Genomic DNA, 16,525 nt, shown 5'->3' with positions numbered 1-16,525 from the left:
TTAATCATAAAACCATATACAATGAAATCTTTAAAAATCACATTAATATTAGCAATAGCACTAGTTAGTATTAACACTGCATGTGCTCAATGGGGAAACAAAAAAGTAAGAGGTAACGGAGATATTACTACCATTACCAGAACAACATCTAGCTATGACAACGTAAAATTAGCAGGTTGGATGGATTTTGAATTAGTTAAAGGTAAAGAAGGTAAAATAACCCTAGAAGGAGAAAGCAATTTATTAGATTATATCATTACAGAATCTGAAGGAAACAGCTTAATAATAAAAATAAAAAACAACATTAACCTTAAGCCTACTAGCAATAAAGGAATAAAAATTACTATACCTTTTACAGATATTAATAAAGTAACACTATCTGGTTCTGGAGATGTTACTTGTAATACTACAATAAAATCAAGTAATTTTGAAACACGTCTTTCTGGTTCTGGAGATATTACATTAGATATCAATGCAAATGACACCGAAGTAGTTGTAACTGGTTCTGGAGATATTAACCTATCCGGAAAAACAGAAAAATTAGAAGTGTCTGTAACAGGATCTGGAGATTTTGATGGAGGAAATTTAAGCGCAAATTACACCGAAGCTAAAGTAACAGGATCTGGAGATATCGTTGTTGTTGCTAATAAAGAGATAGAAGCAAGAGTAACAGGATCTGGAGATATAGAATATAAAGGCAATCCAGAAAAAGTGTCAAAAAAAGTAACTGGTTCAGGCGATATTAGCAATTAAAAACAATAGTTAGTATAAATAAAAAAGCCACTATTTAAATAGTGGCTTTTTTATACTTCTTATATATTACTAATTTATTTTTTGCCAAATAGATTCTGCTACAATATCTATTTCTGTTTCAAATCCGTTAGCAGATTGTAATGTTGTTTGATTTTGAGAAAATGTTAGCGTTTGCCCATCTGCGCTAATACTATAGTTACTAGTTTGATTGTCCTCAAAAGCAGATTGATCTACACCTTCAAATGAAAAATCAAAAAATGCACCTTCCGTAGTAATCTCATTACCGTCTGTTGTGTAAGATCCTGATCCTGTAACATCTGTTAATGTTAGATTATCTTGTTGAGAAATTCCTCCAGCCTCAATAAATGTATCATAACTATAACTACCTGTTGTAGTAAATTCAGTTTCAGTAAAAGTAACCTGATAATCTGTTGAAGTAGAACTTACTAATATTTCTGTTATCATATCTCCGGAAGGAAGAGTAGCAGAATTTAGCATATCTACATCAAAACTAACAAGATCCCAAGTTCCTACTAAATCTGTATTATTAGAACTGTTATTACTATTATTTATACTATCAATAGACTCTTGGTCATAATCCAAAGATTCATTTTCACAAGTAAAAGCAGACAATAAAATAAATAGTGACAGGAAAGGTAAAAGTGATTTTTTCATTATAAAAATTAGTTGATTGTTATACAAACATAAAAAATTATTCTAGTTTTTGTTGTTTTAACACCCTAAAAAGTAATATAATACCTATTAAAAAGAATATAAATAAGAATAAAATTGAATTACGCATACTTCCTGTAATCTGATCTATTGTCCCATAAATAATCATTCCTATAACGATACCTATTTTTTCTGCAACGTCAAAAAAGCTAAAATAGGACGTTGTATCTTTTGTTTCTGGTAAAAACTTAGAGTATGTAGACCTAGCTAAACTTTGTATACCACCCATAACAAATCCTACACAACTCGCTGCAATGTAAAATTGTACTGGTGTTTCCATAAAATAAGCATAAAAACACAAACTCATCCATATAAAATTAATAGCAATTAATGTTTTTATATTACCGAATTTAGATGATGCTTTAGATGTTAATACAGCGCCAACAATAGCTATAAGCTGTATTATTAAAATACTAACTATTAATCCCATAGTTTTAGCATCATCACTTCCCCAATTTATTTCTTCTTCACCAAAATAAACAGCTACCAACATAATGGTTTGCACAGCCATACTAAACACAAAAAAGGATTGCAAATATTTTTTTAGTAAAACATTTTCTTGTAGCGCTTTCCAGACCACTTTTAGCTCATTAAATCCGTCTAAAACAACTTCTTTAGTTACTTTATGACCTTTAGATGTTCCTTTTGGTAACCAATAAAAGCTATACTGACTAAAACCAATCCACCAGATTCCAACCATGACAAAAGAATAGCGCATCATATCCATTTTTTGACCATCTTCTGCAGTCATAACCATTATTAAATTGATTATTAACAATATAACACTACCTATATAACCTAAACTAAATCCTTTAGCACTTATGCTATCTTGTTGTTCAGGAAAAGCAATGTCTGGTAAATAAGAATTATAAAACACCAAACTTCCCCAATAACCAATTAATCCCATAAAATAGAACAGAAGACTAATGTAAATATGATCTAAACTAAAAAAATATAATCCTATACAGCCTAATCCACCTACATAGCAGAAAAACTTAAGAAAGTTTTTTTTATTACCAACATAATCTGCTATTCCAGATAAAATTGGAGACGTAAAAGCAACAACCAAAAAAGTAAAAGCTGTAATAAAAGTAATTAATGCAGTGCTTTTAAACTCAAATCCAAAAGCATTTACAACTTTGTGGGTTTGATTTATAAATAATGCCGAATAAAATATTGGAAATATAGATGAAGCTATTGTTAAAGTATAAACCGAATTTGCCCAATCATAAAATGCCCAAGCATTAAGTAGTTTTTTACTTCCTTTTTGAAGGTTTTCCATTTGATTTTTAGTTAGGTTATGCTTTTAAAAAAAAAGCTGCTCTTAAAAAGAACAGCTCCGAAAGTAATTAAATATTTTTAATTCTCAATTAGTATTTTCCTAAAGGTCTAAAACTAGACACACCAAATTTTTTAGCTTCAGCTTTTGCTTGAGGCGCTAATGCTGTTAAGTTATCTATTCTTGATTCATTAGCTGGATGCGTACTTAATATTTCTGGTGGTGCTTGTCCTCCACTCGCTTGCGCCATACGCTTCCATAACTCTGCTCCTTCCTCAGGATTATAACCAGCTATTGCTGTTAAATATAACCCTATACGGTCTGCTTCAGTTTCATGACTTCTACTAAAAGGTAGCATTAATCCTACTTGAGATCCTACTCCATAATATTGGTTAAAAGCATTTCTTGTTTGTTCATCTTTTATAGCAACATTACCTGCAACAGCTCCTACTTGTTGTAACATACCAGCACTCATACGTTGTTGACCGTGATTTGCTAATGCGTGCGCCACTTCGTGACCCATAATTACTGCTATAGCTGTTTCATTTTCTGCAACTGGTAAAATTCCTGTATAAAATGCAATTTTACCTCCTGGCATACACCAAGCATTAACCACATCTTCTTGTATTAAATTATATTCCCATTTATAATCATTTAAATATCCTGGTTTTCCGTTAGCATTTAACCAACGTTCTGCAGCAACAGCAATACGTTGTCCTACACGTTTAATCATTTCAGACTGTTGTGTTCCTGTAACAACTTTACCTTCAGAAAGTACTTGATTATACTGAGCAAAAGAAGTAGGAAACAATTGAGAATTTGGTATTAATGCTAATGTCTTTTTTCCTGTAAAAGGATTTGTAGCACAAGAAACTGCCATTAATACTAAAAATGTAAGTGAAGCAATTATTTTGTTAATTTTCATAGTTGAAATTTTAAATTCAATCTAATGTACAAAATCTTTCACAAAAATCACTTTATGCTATGTTAGTATCGTCTTAATGTTTTCGATTAAAAGTCATAAAAATCTGCTAAAATGAAGCTTTGTAATGTCTTATTAATTTAAACGACTTATCTTTAATAAAAAACTATGATTATGAAAAAAATAGCTCTATTACTTGTTGTTACCTTAATGTTTAGTTGTAAATCTAAAGGTCAAGACAAAGACGAAAAAGAATCTTTTTCGGTAAATAAAACTGACTCGCAATGGAAAGCAGAACTTACAGATATGGAATACTATGTTTTAAGAGAAGCCGGAACAGAACGTGCGTTTTCAAGTCCTTTAAATAATGAATACAGATCAGGTACTTTTCATTGTGCTGCTTGTAACACACCTCTATTTAAAAGTGAAAATAAATTTGATTCTGGTACAGGTTGGCCAAGTTTTGATCAAGAAATTAAAGGTAATGTTGCCTTTAGCACTGATTATGACTTAGGATATGCAAGAACCGAAGAACATTGCGCGACCTGTGGTGGTCACTTAGGTCATGTTTTTAATGATGGACCTAAAGATACTACTGGAAAAAGACATTGTATTAATGGTGTAGCGTTAGACTTTGTCCCTGAAAATTAATCTAAATTTTACGGTTTAAATTTATTCTTATAAGGTCTTATGATTAAACGTGCTTCACGATCAAACCTAACATAATTATAAACCCAATTTATAAATACAACAAGTCGGTTTCTAAAACCTATTAAGAAAAATAGGTGAACAAACATCCAAACAAACCAAGCAAAAACACCTTGGAATTTAAATTTTGGTAAATCAACAACTGCTTTGTTACGACCAACAGTTGCCATACTTCCTTTATCTTTATACTTAAAAGGTTTTAGAGGCTTGTTTTCTATTAAACACAATAAATTATCACCTAAGTGTTTACCTTGTTGTATGGCTGGTTGCGCCATCATTGGATGTCCATAAGGTGTTTGATCTGTTGTCATTTGGGCAACATCTCCAATAGCAAAAATATTATTAAAACCTTTTACTTGATTAAACTCGTTAACCTGTATTCTATTACTTTTAGACAATAATTCTTCTCCATCAATACCATTAATTGCAGCACCTTTAACTCCTGCAGCCCAAATAACCGTTTCTGCTTCAAAAGTTAAATCACTGTTTGTAGTAACCACATTACCATCATAACCAGTAACTCTAACGTTTTTCCAAACATGCACACCTAAATCTTCAAGAAAATCTTCTGCTTTTTTAGAAGCCTTTTCGCTCATTTCTTTTAATATTCTATCTCCTGATTGTACTAAATTAATCTGTACAGTTCTGGTATCTAAATCAGGATAATCTTTAGGTAAAATCCCTTTTTTAATTTCTGCTAAAGCACCTGAAAGCTCTACACCTGTTGGTCCAGCTCCTACAATTACAAAATTCATTAAAGCATTTCTTTCATGTAAATTTGAAGTTAATAGTGCGTCTTCAAAATTTTCAAGAATTAAGCTCCTTAAGTTTAAAGATTGAGGTATGGTTTTCATTTCCATACTATTATCTTCAATAGATTTATTTCCGAAGAAGTTAGTTTTAGAGCCTGAGGCAACTACTAGATAATCAAATTTTAAACTTCCAATATTGCTAATTACTTTACATTTTTCAGTATCAATTTCTGAAACATCTGCTAACCTAAAATAAAAGTTTGGAAAATCTTTTAATATTTTTCTTATTGGGTACGCAATAGAATCAGGTTCTAATCCTCCTGTAGACACCTGATAAAGAAGTGGTTGAAAATTGTGATAGTTATGTTTGTCTAACAACACAACTTGTAATTCTTTTTTAGATAATTTCTTTGCTAATGCTACACCAGCAAATCCGCCTCCAATAATTACAACTCGCGGAAAACTAGATTTTGGAATATTCATAGATATAAACTTATTACAAAGGTAGTAAAAGTTATAATTTTTGAGGTTGTAAAATTCTTTATTCAAATACGATTTCGTAAATTCGTAGCTTCTAAAAAACGACAAAACTTTTTATAATGAGTAAATACGATATTATAGTTCTTGGAAGTGGACCAGGTGGATACGTTACAGCAATTAGAGCCTCTCAATTAGGTTTTAAAACTGCAGTAGTAGAAAAAGAAAGCTTAGGTGGTGTATGTTTAAATTGGGGATGTATCCCAACTAAAGCATTAATTAAAAGCGCGCAAGTGTTTGAATACTTAAAGCATGCAGAAGATTATGGATTAAAGGTAAAAGAAGCTGAAGCTGATTTTGATGCAGTTGTTAAACGTAGTCGTGGTGTTGCTGAAGGCATGAGTAACGGTGTTAAATTTTTAATGAAAAAAAATAAAATTGACGTTATTAATGGCTTTGGAAAACTTAAACCTGGTAAAAAAGTTGAAGTTGACGGAAAAGAATATAGTGCAGACCATATTGTAATAGCAACTGGCGCACGTAGTCGTGAGTTACCAAACTTACCACAAGATGGTGAAAAAGTAATTGGTTACAGAGAAGCTATGACACTAAAAAAGCAACCTAAAAAGATGATAGTTGTAGGTTCTGGAGCTATTGGTGTTGAGTTTGCTTACGTATACAACTCAATGGGTACAGAAGTAACTATTGTTGAATACATGGATAGAATTGTACCGGTTGAAGATGAAGAAGTATCTAAGCAATTAGAACGTTCTTTTAAGAAAAACGGTATTAAAATTAAAACTTCTTCTGAAGTTGTAAGCGTAGACACATCTGGTGATGGTGTTAAAGCTACAGTTAAAACTAAAAAAGGAGAAGAAGTTATTGAAGCAGATGTAGTATTAAGTGCTGTTGGTATTAAAACTAACATTGAAAATATTGGTTTAGAAGATGTTGGTATTGCTGTAGATAGAGACAAAATATTAGTTAATGATTATTACCAAACTAACATACCTGGTTACTATGCTATTGGAGATGTAACTCCTGGTCAAGCATTAGCACACGTTGCTTCTGCCGAAGGTATTTTATGTGTTGAAAAAATTGCTGGACAACATGTAGAAAAATTAGACTATGGTAATATACCAGGTTGTACTTATTGTTCTCCAGAAATAGCTAGTGTTGGTTTGACAGAACAACAAGCTAAAGATAAAGGTATTGACATTAAAGTAGGAAAATTCCCTTTTTCTGCATCTGGTAAAGCAAGTGCTGGAGGAAACAAAGAAGGTTTTGTAAAAGTTATCTTTGACGCTAAATATGGAGAATGGTTAGGTTGCCACATGATTGGTGCTGGCGTAACGGATATGATTGCAGAAGCTGTTTTAGGTAGAAAGTTAGAAACTACAGGACATGAAGTATTAAAAGCAGTACATCCTCACCCAACAATGAGTGAAGCGGTTATGGAAGCTGTTGCAGATGCTTATGATGAAGTGATTCACTTATAAAATTGAAAAACTATTTTTAATAAAAAAGGTTCCAGAAATTCTGGAACCTTTTTTATTTAATATGATTGATAATGTATTAAAACATAAATCCTACACCAAATTGCCATACCTCGTTTTTAGCATCTACGTTTTCAAAAATAGTACCGTCTTCAAATATATCTGTGACACCAAAGTTATAACGACCGCTTATAAAAAAGCCATTATTAAATTTATATGCAGCACCTAAAGCTACACTAGTATCAAAGTCTTTTACATTACTATCTTCAATATCTATATCTCCTGCGTTATCGTTTGGTTGATAATCAATTTCTTCATTTACCTTAAAGCCAAATTGCGGTCCTGCTTCTACAGATAATCCTTCTACTAAATAAACTTTTAATAATAAAGGTACTTGAACATAATCTAATTGATATTCTATATTATCATCGGTATCAAAAACATTGTCTTGATCTACTTCTTGAATATCAAATCCTTGACCTGAATAAAAAACCTCTGGTTGAAAAGAAACTCTTTCAGAAATAGGAATTTCGGCTACTAAACCTGCATTAAAACTTGTTCTTGACGATAAATCACCAACATCATCTCCGCTAATTGTAGAAGAGTTAACGCCTCCTTTTACACCTAATTGAACAGCTTTTGAATCTGACTGCGCATTCATAAAAGTTAAGCTAGATAATAATACGACAGTACTTAAAATTAATTTTTTCATTGTATTCATTTTTTTTGGTTTATACAATGAAATTACGAAGACCTTAATTATTCAGATGCTTTATTAACATGGTTTAACAGCAAAAGCATCGCTTTTAACTGTTTTTAATATAGAGAGTAGATTTGCTTTAAATATTTAATATTTGTTTAGAAGTTTTACTAAAAATGCGTTAAAACATACTAAAGAAAACTTTGTATTGCTAGTTCATAACTTTGCAAACCAAATCCTAAAATAACACCTTTTGCATTAGGCGAAATAAAAGAGTGATGTCTAAACTCTTCTCTTCCAAATGTGTTAGAAATATGCACTTCTACAACTGGAGTTTGTATGGCTTTTACTGCATCGCCAATACCAACTGAAGTATGTGTGTAAGCTGCTGCATTTAAAATAATACCATCATAGTCAAAACCTACGTCTTGTATTTTATTAATAATCTCTCCTTCTACATTAGACTGAAAATGTTCTAAAGAGACATTAGAATACTTATTTTTAATTGTATCTAAAAACTCTGTAAAAGATAAGTTACCATAAACATTAGGTTCTCTTTTACCTAATAAGTTTAAATTAGGTCCATTAATGATAATTAGTTTTTTCATAAAGTAAAAATACAAAAATAAGCGCATAAAAAAACCGAAGCATTAAGCTTCGGTTTAATATTTTGTTTATTATAATTTCTTATAATTAGAACTTCCAAGTTAAACCAAACTGAGCAGTTTGGAAGAAGTTATTAAATACGTTTAAGTTACCGTTAAAAGAAGTTACTGCTTCTGCACCATCAACATCTGCTTTATCAGATCTAAAAGATAAAACATCAGTTAAAGCAAAGTTAATTGCAATATTTTCTTTTACGAAGTAGTTTAAACCTAAACCTAAACCAGCTCCAATTCCGTTAGTTTTGAAATCATCAACATCAACACCAGGAACTTCTACTTCTGTTTTAGCAGAATCAAAACCTACACCAAACTCACCATAAGTTTTAAAACGCTTTCCTAAATCTAAGAAATAGTAACGAGCAAATACACCTGCACCAAAAGTAGTTGTTTTAGTTTCAGTATCTGCCATTCCATCAGTTTCTTTGTCTGTATCTAACATTAATTGAACACCAACAGCTAAGTCATCAGATAAAAAGTAACCAACTTTTGGGTTAAACTCAAATGCAGAAGTTTCGATTTCTGTATTCTTATCATTTTCTGAATTAAAACCTAAGTTTCCTTCTACAATAACATCACCTTCTGCAAATCCGAAAGTTTGTTCTTCTTGAGCGTTAGCTGTAAATCCAAATGCTACTAATGCAGCTGCGAATAATAATTTTTTCATAATTTAAATTTTCATTTATTGATTTGAGGCGGCAAAATTAAAGTAGGTTAACCTATCAAACAAGAAAAAAACAGTTAAAAATTTACAAATTTTCCTACAAACCTAATAGTTAATTAGTTATGATTTTAATTTAAAAATATGTCAAAATATACTAGGTTATATAAATAAAAAAACCGAAGCAATTACTTCGGTTTTTAAGTTGTTAATATCTAATAAATTAGAAGTGTAATGCAAATCCAACATTAAATTGGAAAACACCTTCGTCAGTAAAATCTTCATTTAAAGAATGATTATAACGTAATCCTGGTTCTATTGAAACATTGTTCCCTAAAAACCATGCATAACCAGCACCAATACCTAACCACATTGGGTTTTCTTCTGCGTCTTCAATAGAAGCTCCTGTCAAATCTAAAGTTACAGGTATCATACTATTAATGTAATACTTACCTCCTAGTCTATATGAAAAGGTTGAAGTATCTCCAGCATCTGCAGATATACCTCCGTAACCTAAACCTGCTTTTAAAGCAAGATCATCCATAATAAAATAACCTCCATCAAGACCAATGTTATAAGATGTTACTCCGTCTGAGGTAGATAAATAAAAACCTGTATTACCTAACATAGCATTACCTGTGTTAGCTTCTATTAGCCATTTACCTTTTGATGTTTGAGATGACGTATCATCTTGTGCATTCATCGTTGATAATCCGAATACTGCAAAAGCAGCTAAAAAAAATAATTTTTTCATAATTAATGATTTAATAATTTGATTAATAATACTAATCTATTAATTTTTTTCTATAGTTTTTTAAACATTACACAATTAATTAACAAAGTTTTTAACATTTCTTCAATACAACAAACAAATAAAGTATATATTATTATTATACTTATTTTTACATAATGAATTGGACACAAGCTAAAACAGATTTTTCTACATATCTTAAAATAGAACGTGGTTTATCAGATAACACTATAAATAGTTATCTCTTAGATGTTGAAAAACTAATAGTATTTTTAAAAGAAAATAATAGTGGTGATAGTCCTGTAAATATTTCAAAAGAAACTATTAAAGAGTTTGTATATCAAACTGCAAAACAACTTAATGCTAGATCACAGTCTAGATTAATTTCTGGCTTAAAAGGGTTTTTTAATTATTTAGTTTTTGAAAATTACAGAGATAACAATCCTATAGACCACATAGAAGCGCCTAAAATAGGAAGAAAAATACCCGACACCTTATCTTTAAATGATATTAACAAACTAATTGCCGCTATAGATTTAAGTCATCCGCAAGGCACACGCAATAAAGCTATTTTAGAAACACTTTACGGTTGTGGATTAAGAGTTAGCGAGCTAATAAACCTAAAAATATCTGATTTATTTTTTAATGAAGGGTTTATAAAAGTTACAGGTAAAGGAGACAAACAACGTTTTGTACCTATAATGGAACATACTCAAAAATATATTAACATTTATAAAAACGAAATTAGAAACCACTTAAACATCAATCCAGAGCATTCTGACATATTATTTTTAAACCGAAGAGGTAAACAGCTTACAAGAGCTATGATTTTTACCATCATCAAAAATTTAGCAAAAACAATAAATCTAAATAAAACAATATCTCCTCATACTTTCAGACATAGTTTTGCTACACATTTATTAGAAAACGGAGCAGATTTAAGAGCTATACAATTAATGCTTGGTCATGAAAGTATAACAACTACCGAAATATACACACATATAGACAGAAGTCAATTAACAGAAGTAATTAACAATTTTCATCCAAGAAAGTAAAGTTGTACTTTATCGATTATTTTTTGAATTTCAACATATGTTGAATATATTTGTTCAGAATCCCTTACACTAACTTAGTCTTAAATTTAACACAACAGTACAACCTGTATGTCACAGTTATTAAAAGAACTTAAGTTAAAACACTCTAATAACCAACATATTGAAGATGTAAAATGGCAACTAGCCTTAGAGATTTCAAAAGTTGGTATTTGGGATTTTGATGCAAAAGAAAACAAAGTTTTCTTTTCTAAACCTTCAAAAGCTATAATAGGATTTGAAGATGATGATTCCTTTGGCTTTAATGTAAACGATTGGAATGATCGTGTTCACCCAGAAGACAGAGAGCAATATTTTAAAGACTTTCAAGATCATCTTAACGGTTCACTTCCTGATTACGAAAACAAACATCGTGTGCTTCATAAAGATGGTACTTACAGATGGGTTTTAGATCGCGGTCAATATATAGAAAAAAATAGTTTAGGAGAAGCTACTAGAGTTATTGGTACCCATGTAGATATAACAGATTATGCTGATAATGAACAGAAAATTAAAGAAACACTAGATTTAATAGCTAAAAAAAATAGTAAACTTCAAAACTTTGCTCACATTGTTACCCACAACCTAAAACAACATGCTGGAAATTTTGAAAGTTTACTAGAGCTTTATGATGAAGCTGAAGATGTAAAAGAAAAAGCAGAAATGTTAGGTTACATGAAAACCTTATCAAAATCATTAACAAAAACTATTAATGATTTAAGTGAAATCGTTTCAATACAATCCCAACCAGAAGAAACCACAGAAGACATTAAGTTAGTTACAAAGGTCAATAATGTTTTAAAAGATTTAGAATACTTAATTGCCGAAAAGCAAGCTAATATTAAAGTAGATATTTCTGATAAATGTACAGTCAATTTCAATAAGTCTTACCTATATAGTATCATTCAAAATTTAGTAACTAATGCAATAAAATATAAACATCCTGATAGGAATCCTGAAATTTTAATTTCTGCTGAATGTTTAGATGATTATACTAATCTAACAGTAAAAGATAATGGTATTGGGATAGATTTAGATAAATTTGAAAAAGATCTATTTGGGTTATATAAGACTTTTCATAACAATCCAGAAGCAGAAGGAGTTGGATTATATTTAGTTAAAAACCAACTAGAAACCTTTGGAGGTACTATAGATGTTAAAAGCAAAATTAATGTTGGTACAAGTTTTATGCTACACTTACCAAATCAAAAAATCCAGCATTAAGCTGGATTTTTTTATATCTATTAATTATTAGATTATTTTTTATTTAGCAATATTAATTGCTCTAGTTTCTCTAATAACAGTAACTTTAACTTGTCCAGGATAAGTCATATCTGTTTGTATTTTTTGAGAAATATTAAATGATAAATCAGCAGCATTTTGGTCGCTCACTTTTTCGCTTTCTACGATAACACGTAGCTCTCTACCTGCTTGTATTGCATAAGCTTTTTTAACGCCATTAAAACCAAAAGCAATTTCTTCAAGATCTTTTAATCTTTGGATATAGCTATCTAACACTTGTCGTCTTGCTCCTGGTCTAGCTCCAGATATAGCATCACAAACTTGAATAATTGGTGATAATAAAGATTTCATCTCTATTTCGTCATGGTGAGCACCAATTGCGTTACACACATCTGGTTTTTCTCCAAATTTTTCTGCCCATTGCATACCTAATATAGCATGAGGTGTTTCCATATCTGCTTCTGCATCTGGCACTTTTCCTATATCATGTAATAAACCTGCTCTTTTAGCTAATTTAGGGTTTAATCCTAACTCTGCAGCCATTACACCACAAAGTTTAGCAACTTCACGTGAGTGTTGTAATAAGTTTTGACCGTAAGAAGAACGATATTTCATACGTCCAACCATTTTAATTAATTCTGGATGTAATCCATGAATACCTAAGTCTATAACAGTACGCTTTCCAACTTCTATAATCTCCTGCTCTATTTGTTTTTGTGTCTTTTTAACAACTTCTTCAATACGTGCTGGATGTATACGTCCGTCTGTAACTAGTTTATGTAAAGATAAACGTGCAACTTCACGTCTTACAGAGTCAAAACAAGAAAGTATAATTGCTTCTGGTGTATCATCTACTATAATTTCTACTCCAGTAGCTGCCTCTATTGCTCTAATATTTCTTCCTTCTCGACCAATAATACGTCCTTTAACGTCATCACTTTCTATATTAAATACAGATACACAGTTATCTACAGCTTCTTCTGTACCAATACGTTGTATTGTATTAATGATGATCTTTTTGGCTTCTTGTTGAGCTGTTAATTTAGCTTCTTCCATTTTATCTTGGATATAAGCCATAGCATCGCTTTTAGCTTCTCCTTTTAAAGACTCTACTAACTGTTGCTTTGCTTCGTCTGCAGATAAACTAGAGATGACTTCTAATTGTTCTACTTGACTTTTATGTAGTTTATCAAGTTCTGATTGTTTCTTTTCTAATACTTCTAATCGGTGATCAAAATCATTAGATTTTTCTTCGATTTGAGCATTAAGTTTTTTAGTTTTTGATAACTCACTTGATACTTGAGATTCTTTATCTCTAATACGTTTTTCGGCATCAGACATTTTCTTGTCTCTGCTCATGATTACTTTTTCATGCTCTGCCTTTAGCTCTAAAAACTTTTCTTTAGCTTGTAAAATTTTATCTTTTTTAATGCTTTCTCCTTCTGCATTTGCTTCTTTTACAATAGCTGCTGCAGATTTTTTAGCACTTTTAATTAGCTTTGATGCATTACTTCGTTCTAGCATTTTTGCAATAATAAAACCTATTAAAGCTCCTATTGCAATACCAGCAATTATTAAAATTGTATTATCCATTGTTGATTAATTATATATAAAAAAAGCCTACATTAATTTTGTTTTGAAAAAAACTCCTTAAAAACAAGTTTAGGGCTAACAAACTGATCAAGGATCTGCCCAAATACATAGTATTAGCAGCATGCTTTTACAGCTTAAACTCACCCTTTTTAAAGAATTAACGTTGAGTTTCTCAAAAAGATAATCAATGTAGGCAGTAACCTATTATTTTATGTGTTATGAACGTTTTACTTTATAAACTTAAATGTGTGTCTAACATATTGTTTAAAGCTTTTAACTTTTCTTCTACATGTTCTGACACGTACTCTTTATCTAATATGCTCTGCTCTACTTGACTAGCAAATTGTAATGCGCACATTGCCAATACATCTTGCTTATCTCTAACAGAATAGCTTTGCTCAAATTGCTTTATCATAGCTTCAATTTTTTTTGCAGCTAGTCTTAAGCCTTCTTCTTGGCTTGGTGCAATTGTTAATGGATACACTCTATTTGCTATAGATAACTTTATTTTTAGTGTGTCTGCCATTAATCTTAATATTTTAACTAGATAATTGACTTATACAATGGTCAATTTCTCTAATTAATGCATTTATCTTGAGCTTAGTTTCTCGTTTATCATTGTCACTGCCAAGTATGGTGTTAGCCATTTTAAGTGTATTATATTTTTCTTGCCAATTATCTAATTCTAGGTCTTTGGCTTTTAACACTGATTGAGATTGTTGCAATGCTTCTTTTAGCTTAGCATTTTCTGCTTTTAAAACTTGCTGTCTCTTTAAGACTTTGCTAATTTTTTGCTCTAGATTATCAACAATGTCTTCAATTTTACTCATTCTGCTAATACCTATACTTATCTTACAAAGTTAATCAAACCGTAGGATTATACAATTGTTTTTTCATAAAATTTTATTTTTAAAAAAAGTATTTAAAAATCAAATGGTTGGTCTAGTTATTGATTTTTGTTTGCTAATTAAAACCTTATTTCTATTTTAGCAGTAACATGTATTTTATGCGATTTATAACATTTCTCTTTTTATTTTTTTCTAGTTTTATCAATGCTCAAAATATGTACCCTCAAGATTATTTTGCCTCACCTTTGGATGGCGAAACTATTTTAGCTGGTACGTTTGGAGAACTTAGAAGCAATCATTTTCATTCTGGATTAGATATTAAAACAAAACAGCGTGAAGGTTTAAAAGTCTATGCTGCAGCAAGCGGATATGTTAGCAGAATTAAAATTGCTCATTTTGGATATGGTAAAGCACTTTATATTACTCATCCCAACGGTTACACAACTGTCTATGCACACTTACAACACTTTTCTGATAAAATTGAAAGCTTTATAAAAAAGAAACAATACGAACAAGAATCTTTTGAGGTTGAAGTTTTTCCTTCTAACAACGAACTCATTTTAACCAAAGGAGAAATCATTGCTTTTTCTGGTAATACCGGTAGCTCTGGCGGACCACATTTACATTATGAAATTAGAGATAATCAAGAACGCCCAATAAATCCTTTACTTTTTGGCATTAAAGTTAAAGACACTAAAAAACCAATTGTAAAAAGCATCTACGCCTACCCTATTAACGAACTATCACATGTTAATAATTCAAATTTAAAACAAAAACTACGACTAATTCCACTTCAAAATGGTGATTATAAAGTTGAAGACATAAAAGCTTACGGCAAAATTGGTTTTGCAATAAATACAATAGACAGACAAGACCTAGCCGCAAATAAAAATGGTGTTTACAAAATTGAAACTGCCTTAAATGGTATGCCTAATTTTACTATTAATTTTAAGCGTTTTTCTTTTGACGAGTCTAAACATCTAAATCGTTTAATCGATTATCCTCATTATTCTGAAAAAAAAGAACGCCTTCAAAAACTATTTTTAGATACTAATAACCCGTTAAGTATGTATGACAATTTAGTAGATGATGGATATATTATGGTTTACGATTCTATAGCGTCTTTGTACAAAATTAAAGTTGAAGATTTTGAAGGTAACACCACAATTATTGACTTAAATATTAATGGAGACACAACTCCAGTTTCAGAAACTGCAACAAACTTCACCTCTCAATATTATATTAACAAAGAAGAAAATGTGATTTTAGAAAAGGATAAAATTAGCGTTAATATTCCTAAAGAAACATTTTATGACAGTTTTTTTATGGACTTTCAAGTACATTCTGATACTGTAAAAGTACATGATAAAAACAGAGCTGCTAATAAGTACTTTACAATAAATTATGACATTACAGGTTATTCTCCAGAAGATTTAAAACAAGTTTATATTGCTAGATTAGTTGGATGGAATAACTTTCCTAGCTACTCTTCTACAAAACAAAAAGACAACGTTTTATACACTAGGACTAAAAACTTAGGAACATATTGTTTAGCAAGAGATACAGTTGCGCCTACTATAAAACCTGTAAATTTTACTGATGGTAAATGGATGAGTAAATATCGATTTTTAAAACTTAAAATTGAAGATAAGCAAAGTGGTATTTCTAACTACAGAGCAACCGTTAATGGAAAATGGATTTTAATGGAATATGATTACAAAACCGGTATGCTTGTACACGATTTTAAAGATAACGTCGTTAAAGAGACTAATAACAATTTAAAAGTTATTGTAACAGATAATGTTGGAAATAGCACTACATTTGAAGCAACTTTCCATCGAAAATAAATTTTTAGACC

The 16,525-nt window shown here is 30.5% G+C and carries 17 protein-coding genes and 1 other RNA gene; 6 read left to right on the top strand and 12 right to left on the bottom strand.

Annotated elements, in window-relative coordinates; genetic code table 11:
- Positions 1-21: 21 nt before the first annotated feature.
- The gene (locus tag H574_RS0107310) at positions 22-753 is read left to right on the top strand and encodes a head GIN domain-containing protein (protein WP_027879951.1); all 732 of its coding nucleotides are present in this window, start codon (positions 22-24) and stop codon (positions 751-753) included.
- A 69-nt stretch (positions 754-822) separates the two neighbouring features.
- Here H574_RS0107310 and H574_RS0107305 read toward each other — a convergent pair whose 3' ends face one another.
- From H574_RS0107305 to H574_RS0107295, 3 genes are all read right to left on the bottom strand, one after another.
- Complete coding sequence (locus H574_RS0107305) at positions 823-1,428, bottom strand: hypothetical protein (RefSeq protein ID WP_027879950.1); 606 nt, start codon at positions 1,426-1,428, stop codon at positions 823-825.
- Between the two features lie 37 nt (positions 1,429-1,465).
- Positions 1,466-2,767, bottom strand: a complete 1,302-nt coding sequence (locus H574_RS0107300; RefSeq protein WP_027879949.1) for an MFS transporter — start codon at positions 2,765-2,767, stop codon at positions 1,466-1,468.
- Between the two features lie 88 nt (positions 2,768-2,855).
- Complete coding sequence (locus tag H574_RS0107295; RefSeq protein WP_027879948.1) at positions 2,856-3,689, bottom strand: M48 family metallopeptidase; 834 nt, start codon at positions 3,687-3,689, stop codon at positions 2,856-2,858.
- A 171-nt stretch (positions 3,690-3,860) separates the two neighbouring features.
- On the opposite strand from H574_RS0107295, the gene msrB reads away from it, so the two are divergent.
- Entirely contained in the window at positions 3,861-4,337 is a 477-nt protein-coding gene (msrB, locus tag H574_RS0107290) for a peptide-methionine (R)-S-oxide reductase MsrB (protein WP_027879947.1), read from the top strand.
- An 8-nt stretch (positions 4,338-4,345) separates the two neighbouring features.
- On the opposite strand, the gene H574_RS0107285 is transcribed toward msrB, so the two are convergent.
- Positions 4,346-5,629 carry an NAD(P)/FAD-dependent oxidoreductase gene (locus H574_RS0107285; protein ID WP_027879946.1) on the bottom strand — a complete coding sequence of 428 codons (1,284 nt, stop codon included), beginning with the start codon at positions 5,627-5,629 and terminating at the stop codon, positions 4,346-4,348.
- 116 nt (positions 5,630-5,745) lie between these two features.
- On the opposite strand from H574_RS0107285, the gene lpdA reads away from it, so the two are divergent.
- Positions 5,746-7,122 carry a dihydrolipoyl dehydrogenase gene (lpdA, locus tag H574_RS0107280; RefSeq protein WP_036227262.1) on the top strand — a complete coding sequence of 459 codons (1,377 nt, stop codon included), beginning with the start codon at positions 5,746-5,748 and terminating at the stop codon, positions 7,120-7,122.
- Between the two features lie 76 nt (positions 7,123-7,198).
- On the opposite strand, the gene H574_RS0107275 is transcribed toward lpdA, so the two are convergent.
- The 4 genes from H574_RS0107275 to H574_RS0107260 form a co-directional block, all read right to left on the bottom strand.
- Entirely contained in the window at positions 7,199-7,831 is a 633-nt protein-coding gene (locus H574_RS0107275) for a porin family protein (protein WP_027879944.1), read from the bottom strand.
- 179 nt (positions 7,832-8,010) lie between these two features.
- A complete protein-coding gene (gene aroQ / locus H574_RS0107270) occupies positions 8,011-8,427 on the bottom strand; it encodes a type II 3-dehydroquinate dehydratase (protein ID WP_027879943.1) in 417 nt (138 codons plus the stop codon).
- An 85-nt stretch (positions 8,428-8,512) separates the two neighbouring features.
- Positions 8,513-9,148, bottom strand: coding sequence for an outer membrane beta-barrel protein (locus H574_RS0107265; protein WP_027879942.1), 636 nt, complete (start codon positions 9,146-9,148; stop codon positions 8,513-8,515).
- Between the two features lie 217 nt (positions 9,149-9,365).
- Complete coding sequence (locus H574_RS0107260) at positions 9,366-9,896, bottom strand: hypothetical protein (protein WP_027879941.1); 531 nt, start codon at positions 9,894-9,896, stop codon at positions 9,366-9,368.
- A gap of 155 nt (positions 9,897-10,051) precedes the next feature.
- On the opposite strand from H574_RS0107260, the gene xerD reads away from it, so the two are divergent.
- Together xerD and H574_RS0107250 are read left to right on the top strand one after the other, a co-directional pair.
- On the top strand, positions 10,052-10,948 hold the full coding sequence (gene xerD, locus H574_RS0107255; RefSeq protein WP_027879940.1) for a site-specific tyrosine recombinase XerD: 897 nt from the start codon (positions 10,052-10,054) through the stop codon (positions 10,946-10,948).
- A gap of 108 nt (positions 10,949-11,056) precedes the next feature.
- A complete protein-coding gene (locus H574_RS0107250; RefSeq protein ID WP_027879939.1) occupies positions 11,057-12,208 on the top strand; it encodes a sensor histidine kinase in 1,152 nt (383 codons plus the stop codon).
- Positions 12,209-12,247: 39 nt separating this feature from the next.
- Here H574_RS0107250 and rny read toward each other — a convergent pair whose 3' ends face one another.
- The 4 genes from rny to H574_RS0107235 all read right to left on the bottom strand — a co-directional run bounded on the left by rny (position 12,248) and on the right by H574_RS0107235 (position 14,649).
- Entirely contained in the window at positions 12,248-13,819 is a 1,572-nt protein-coding gene (gene rny / locus H574_RS0107245; protein WP_027879938.1) for a ribonuclease Y, read from the bottom strand.
- Positions 13,820-13,869: 50 nt separating this feature from the next.
- Positions 13,870-13,988: non-coding RNA, 6S RNA (gene ssrS / locus H574_RS14560), on the bottom strand.
- 63 nt (positions 13,989-14,051) lie between these two features.
- Positions 14,052-14,345 carry a cell division protein ZapA gene (locus H574_RS0107240; RefSeq protein ID WP_027879937.1) on the bottom strand — a complete coding sequence of 98 codons (294 nt, stop codon included), beginning with the start codon at positions 14,343-14,345 and terminating at the stop codon, positions 14,052-14,054.
- A gap of 13 nt (positions 14,346-14,358) precedes the next feature.
- Entirely contained in the window at positions 14,359-14,649 is a 291-nt protein-coding gene (locus H574_RS0107235) for a hypothetical protein (RefSeq protein ID WP_027879936.1), read from the bottom strand.
- A 233-nt stretch (positions 14,650-14,882) separates the two neighbouring features.
- Between H574_RS0107235 and H574_RS0107230 the strand changes: the two genes are divergently transcribed.
- Positions 14,883-16,514: a M23 family metallopeptidase gene (locus H574_RS0107230; protein ID WP_240471262.1), complete on the top strand. Its 1,632-nt coding sequence runs from the start codon at positions 14,883-14,885 to the stop codon at positions 16,512-16,514.
- Positions 16,515-16,525: the final 11 nt, after the last annotated feature.

The organism is Mesoflavibacter zeaxanthinifaciens DSM 18436 (assembly GCF_000422365.1).
Taxonomy (GTDB): domain Bacteria; phylum Bacteroidota; class Bacteroidia; order Flavobacteriales; family Flavobacteriaceae; genus Mesoflavibacter; species Mesoflavibacter zeaxanthinifaciens.
This window is presented reverse-complemented; position numbering and strand designations above follow the sequence as displayed.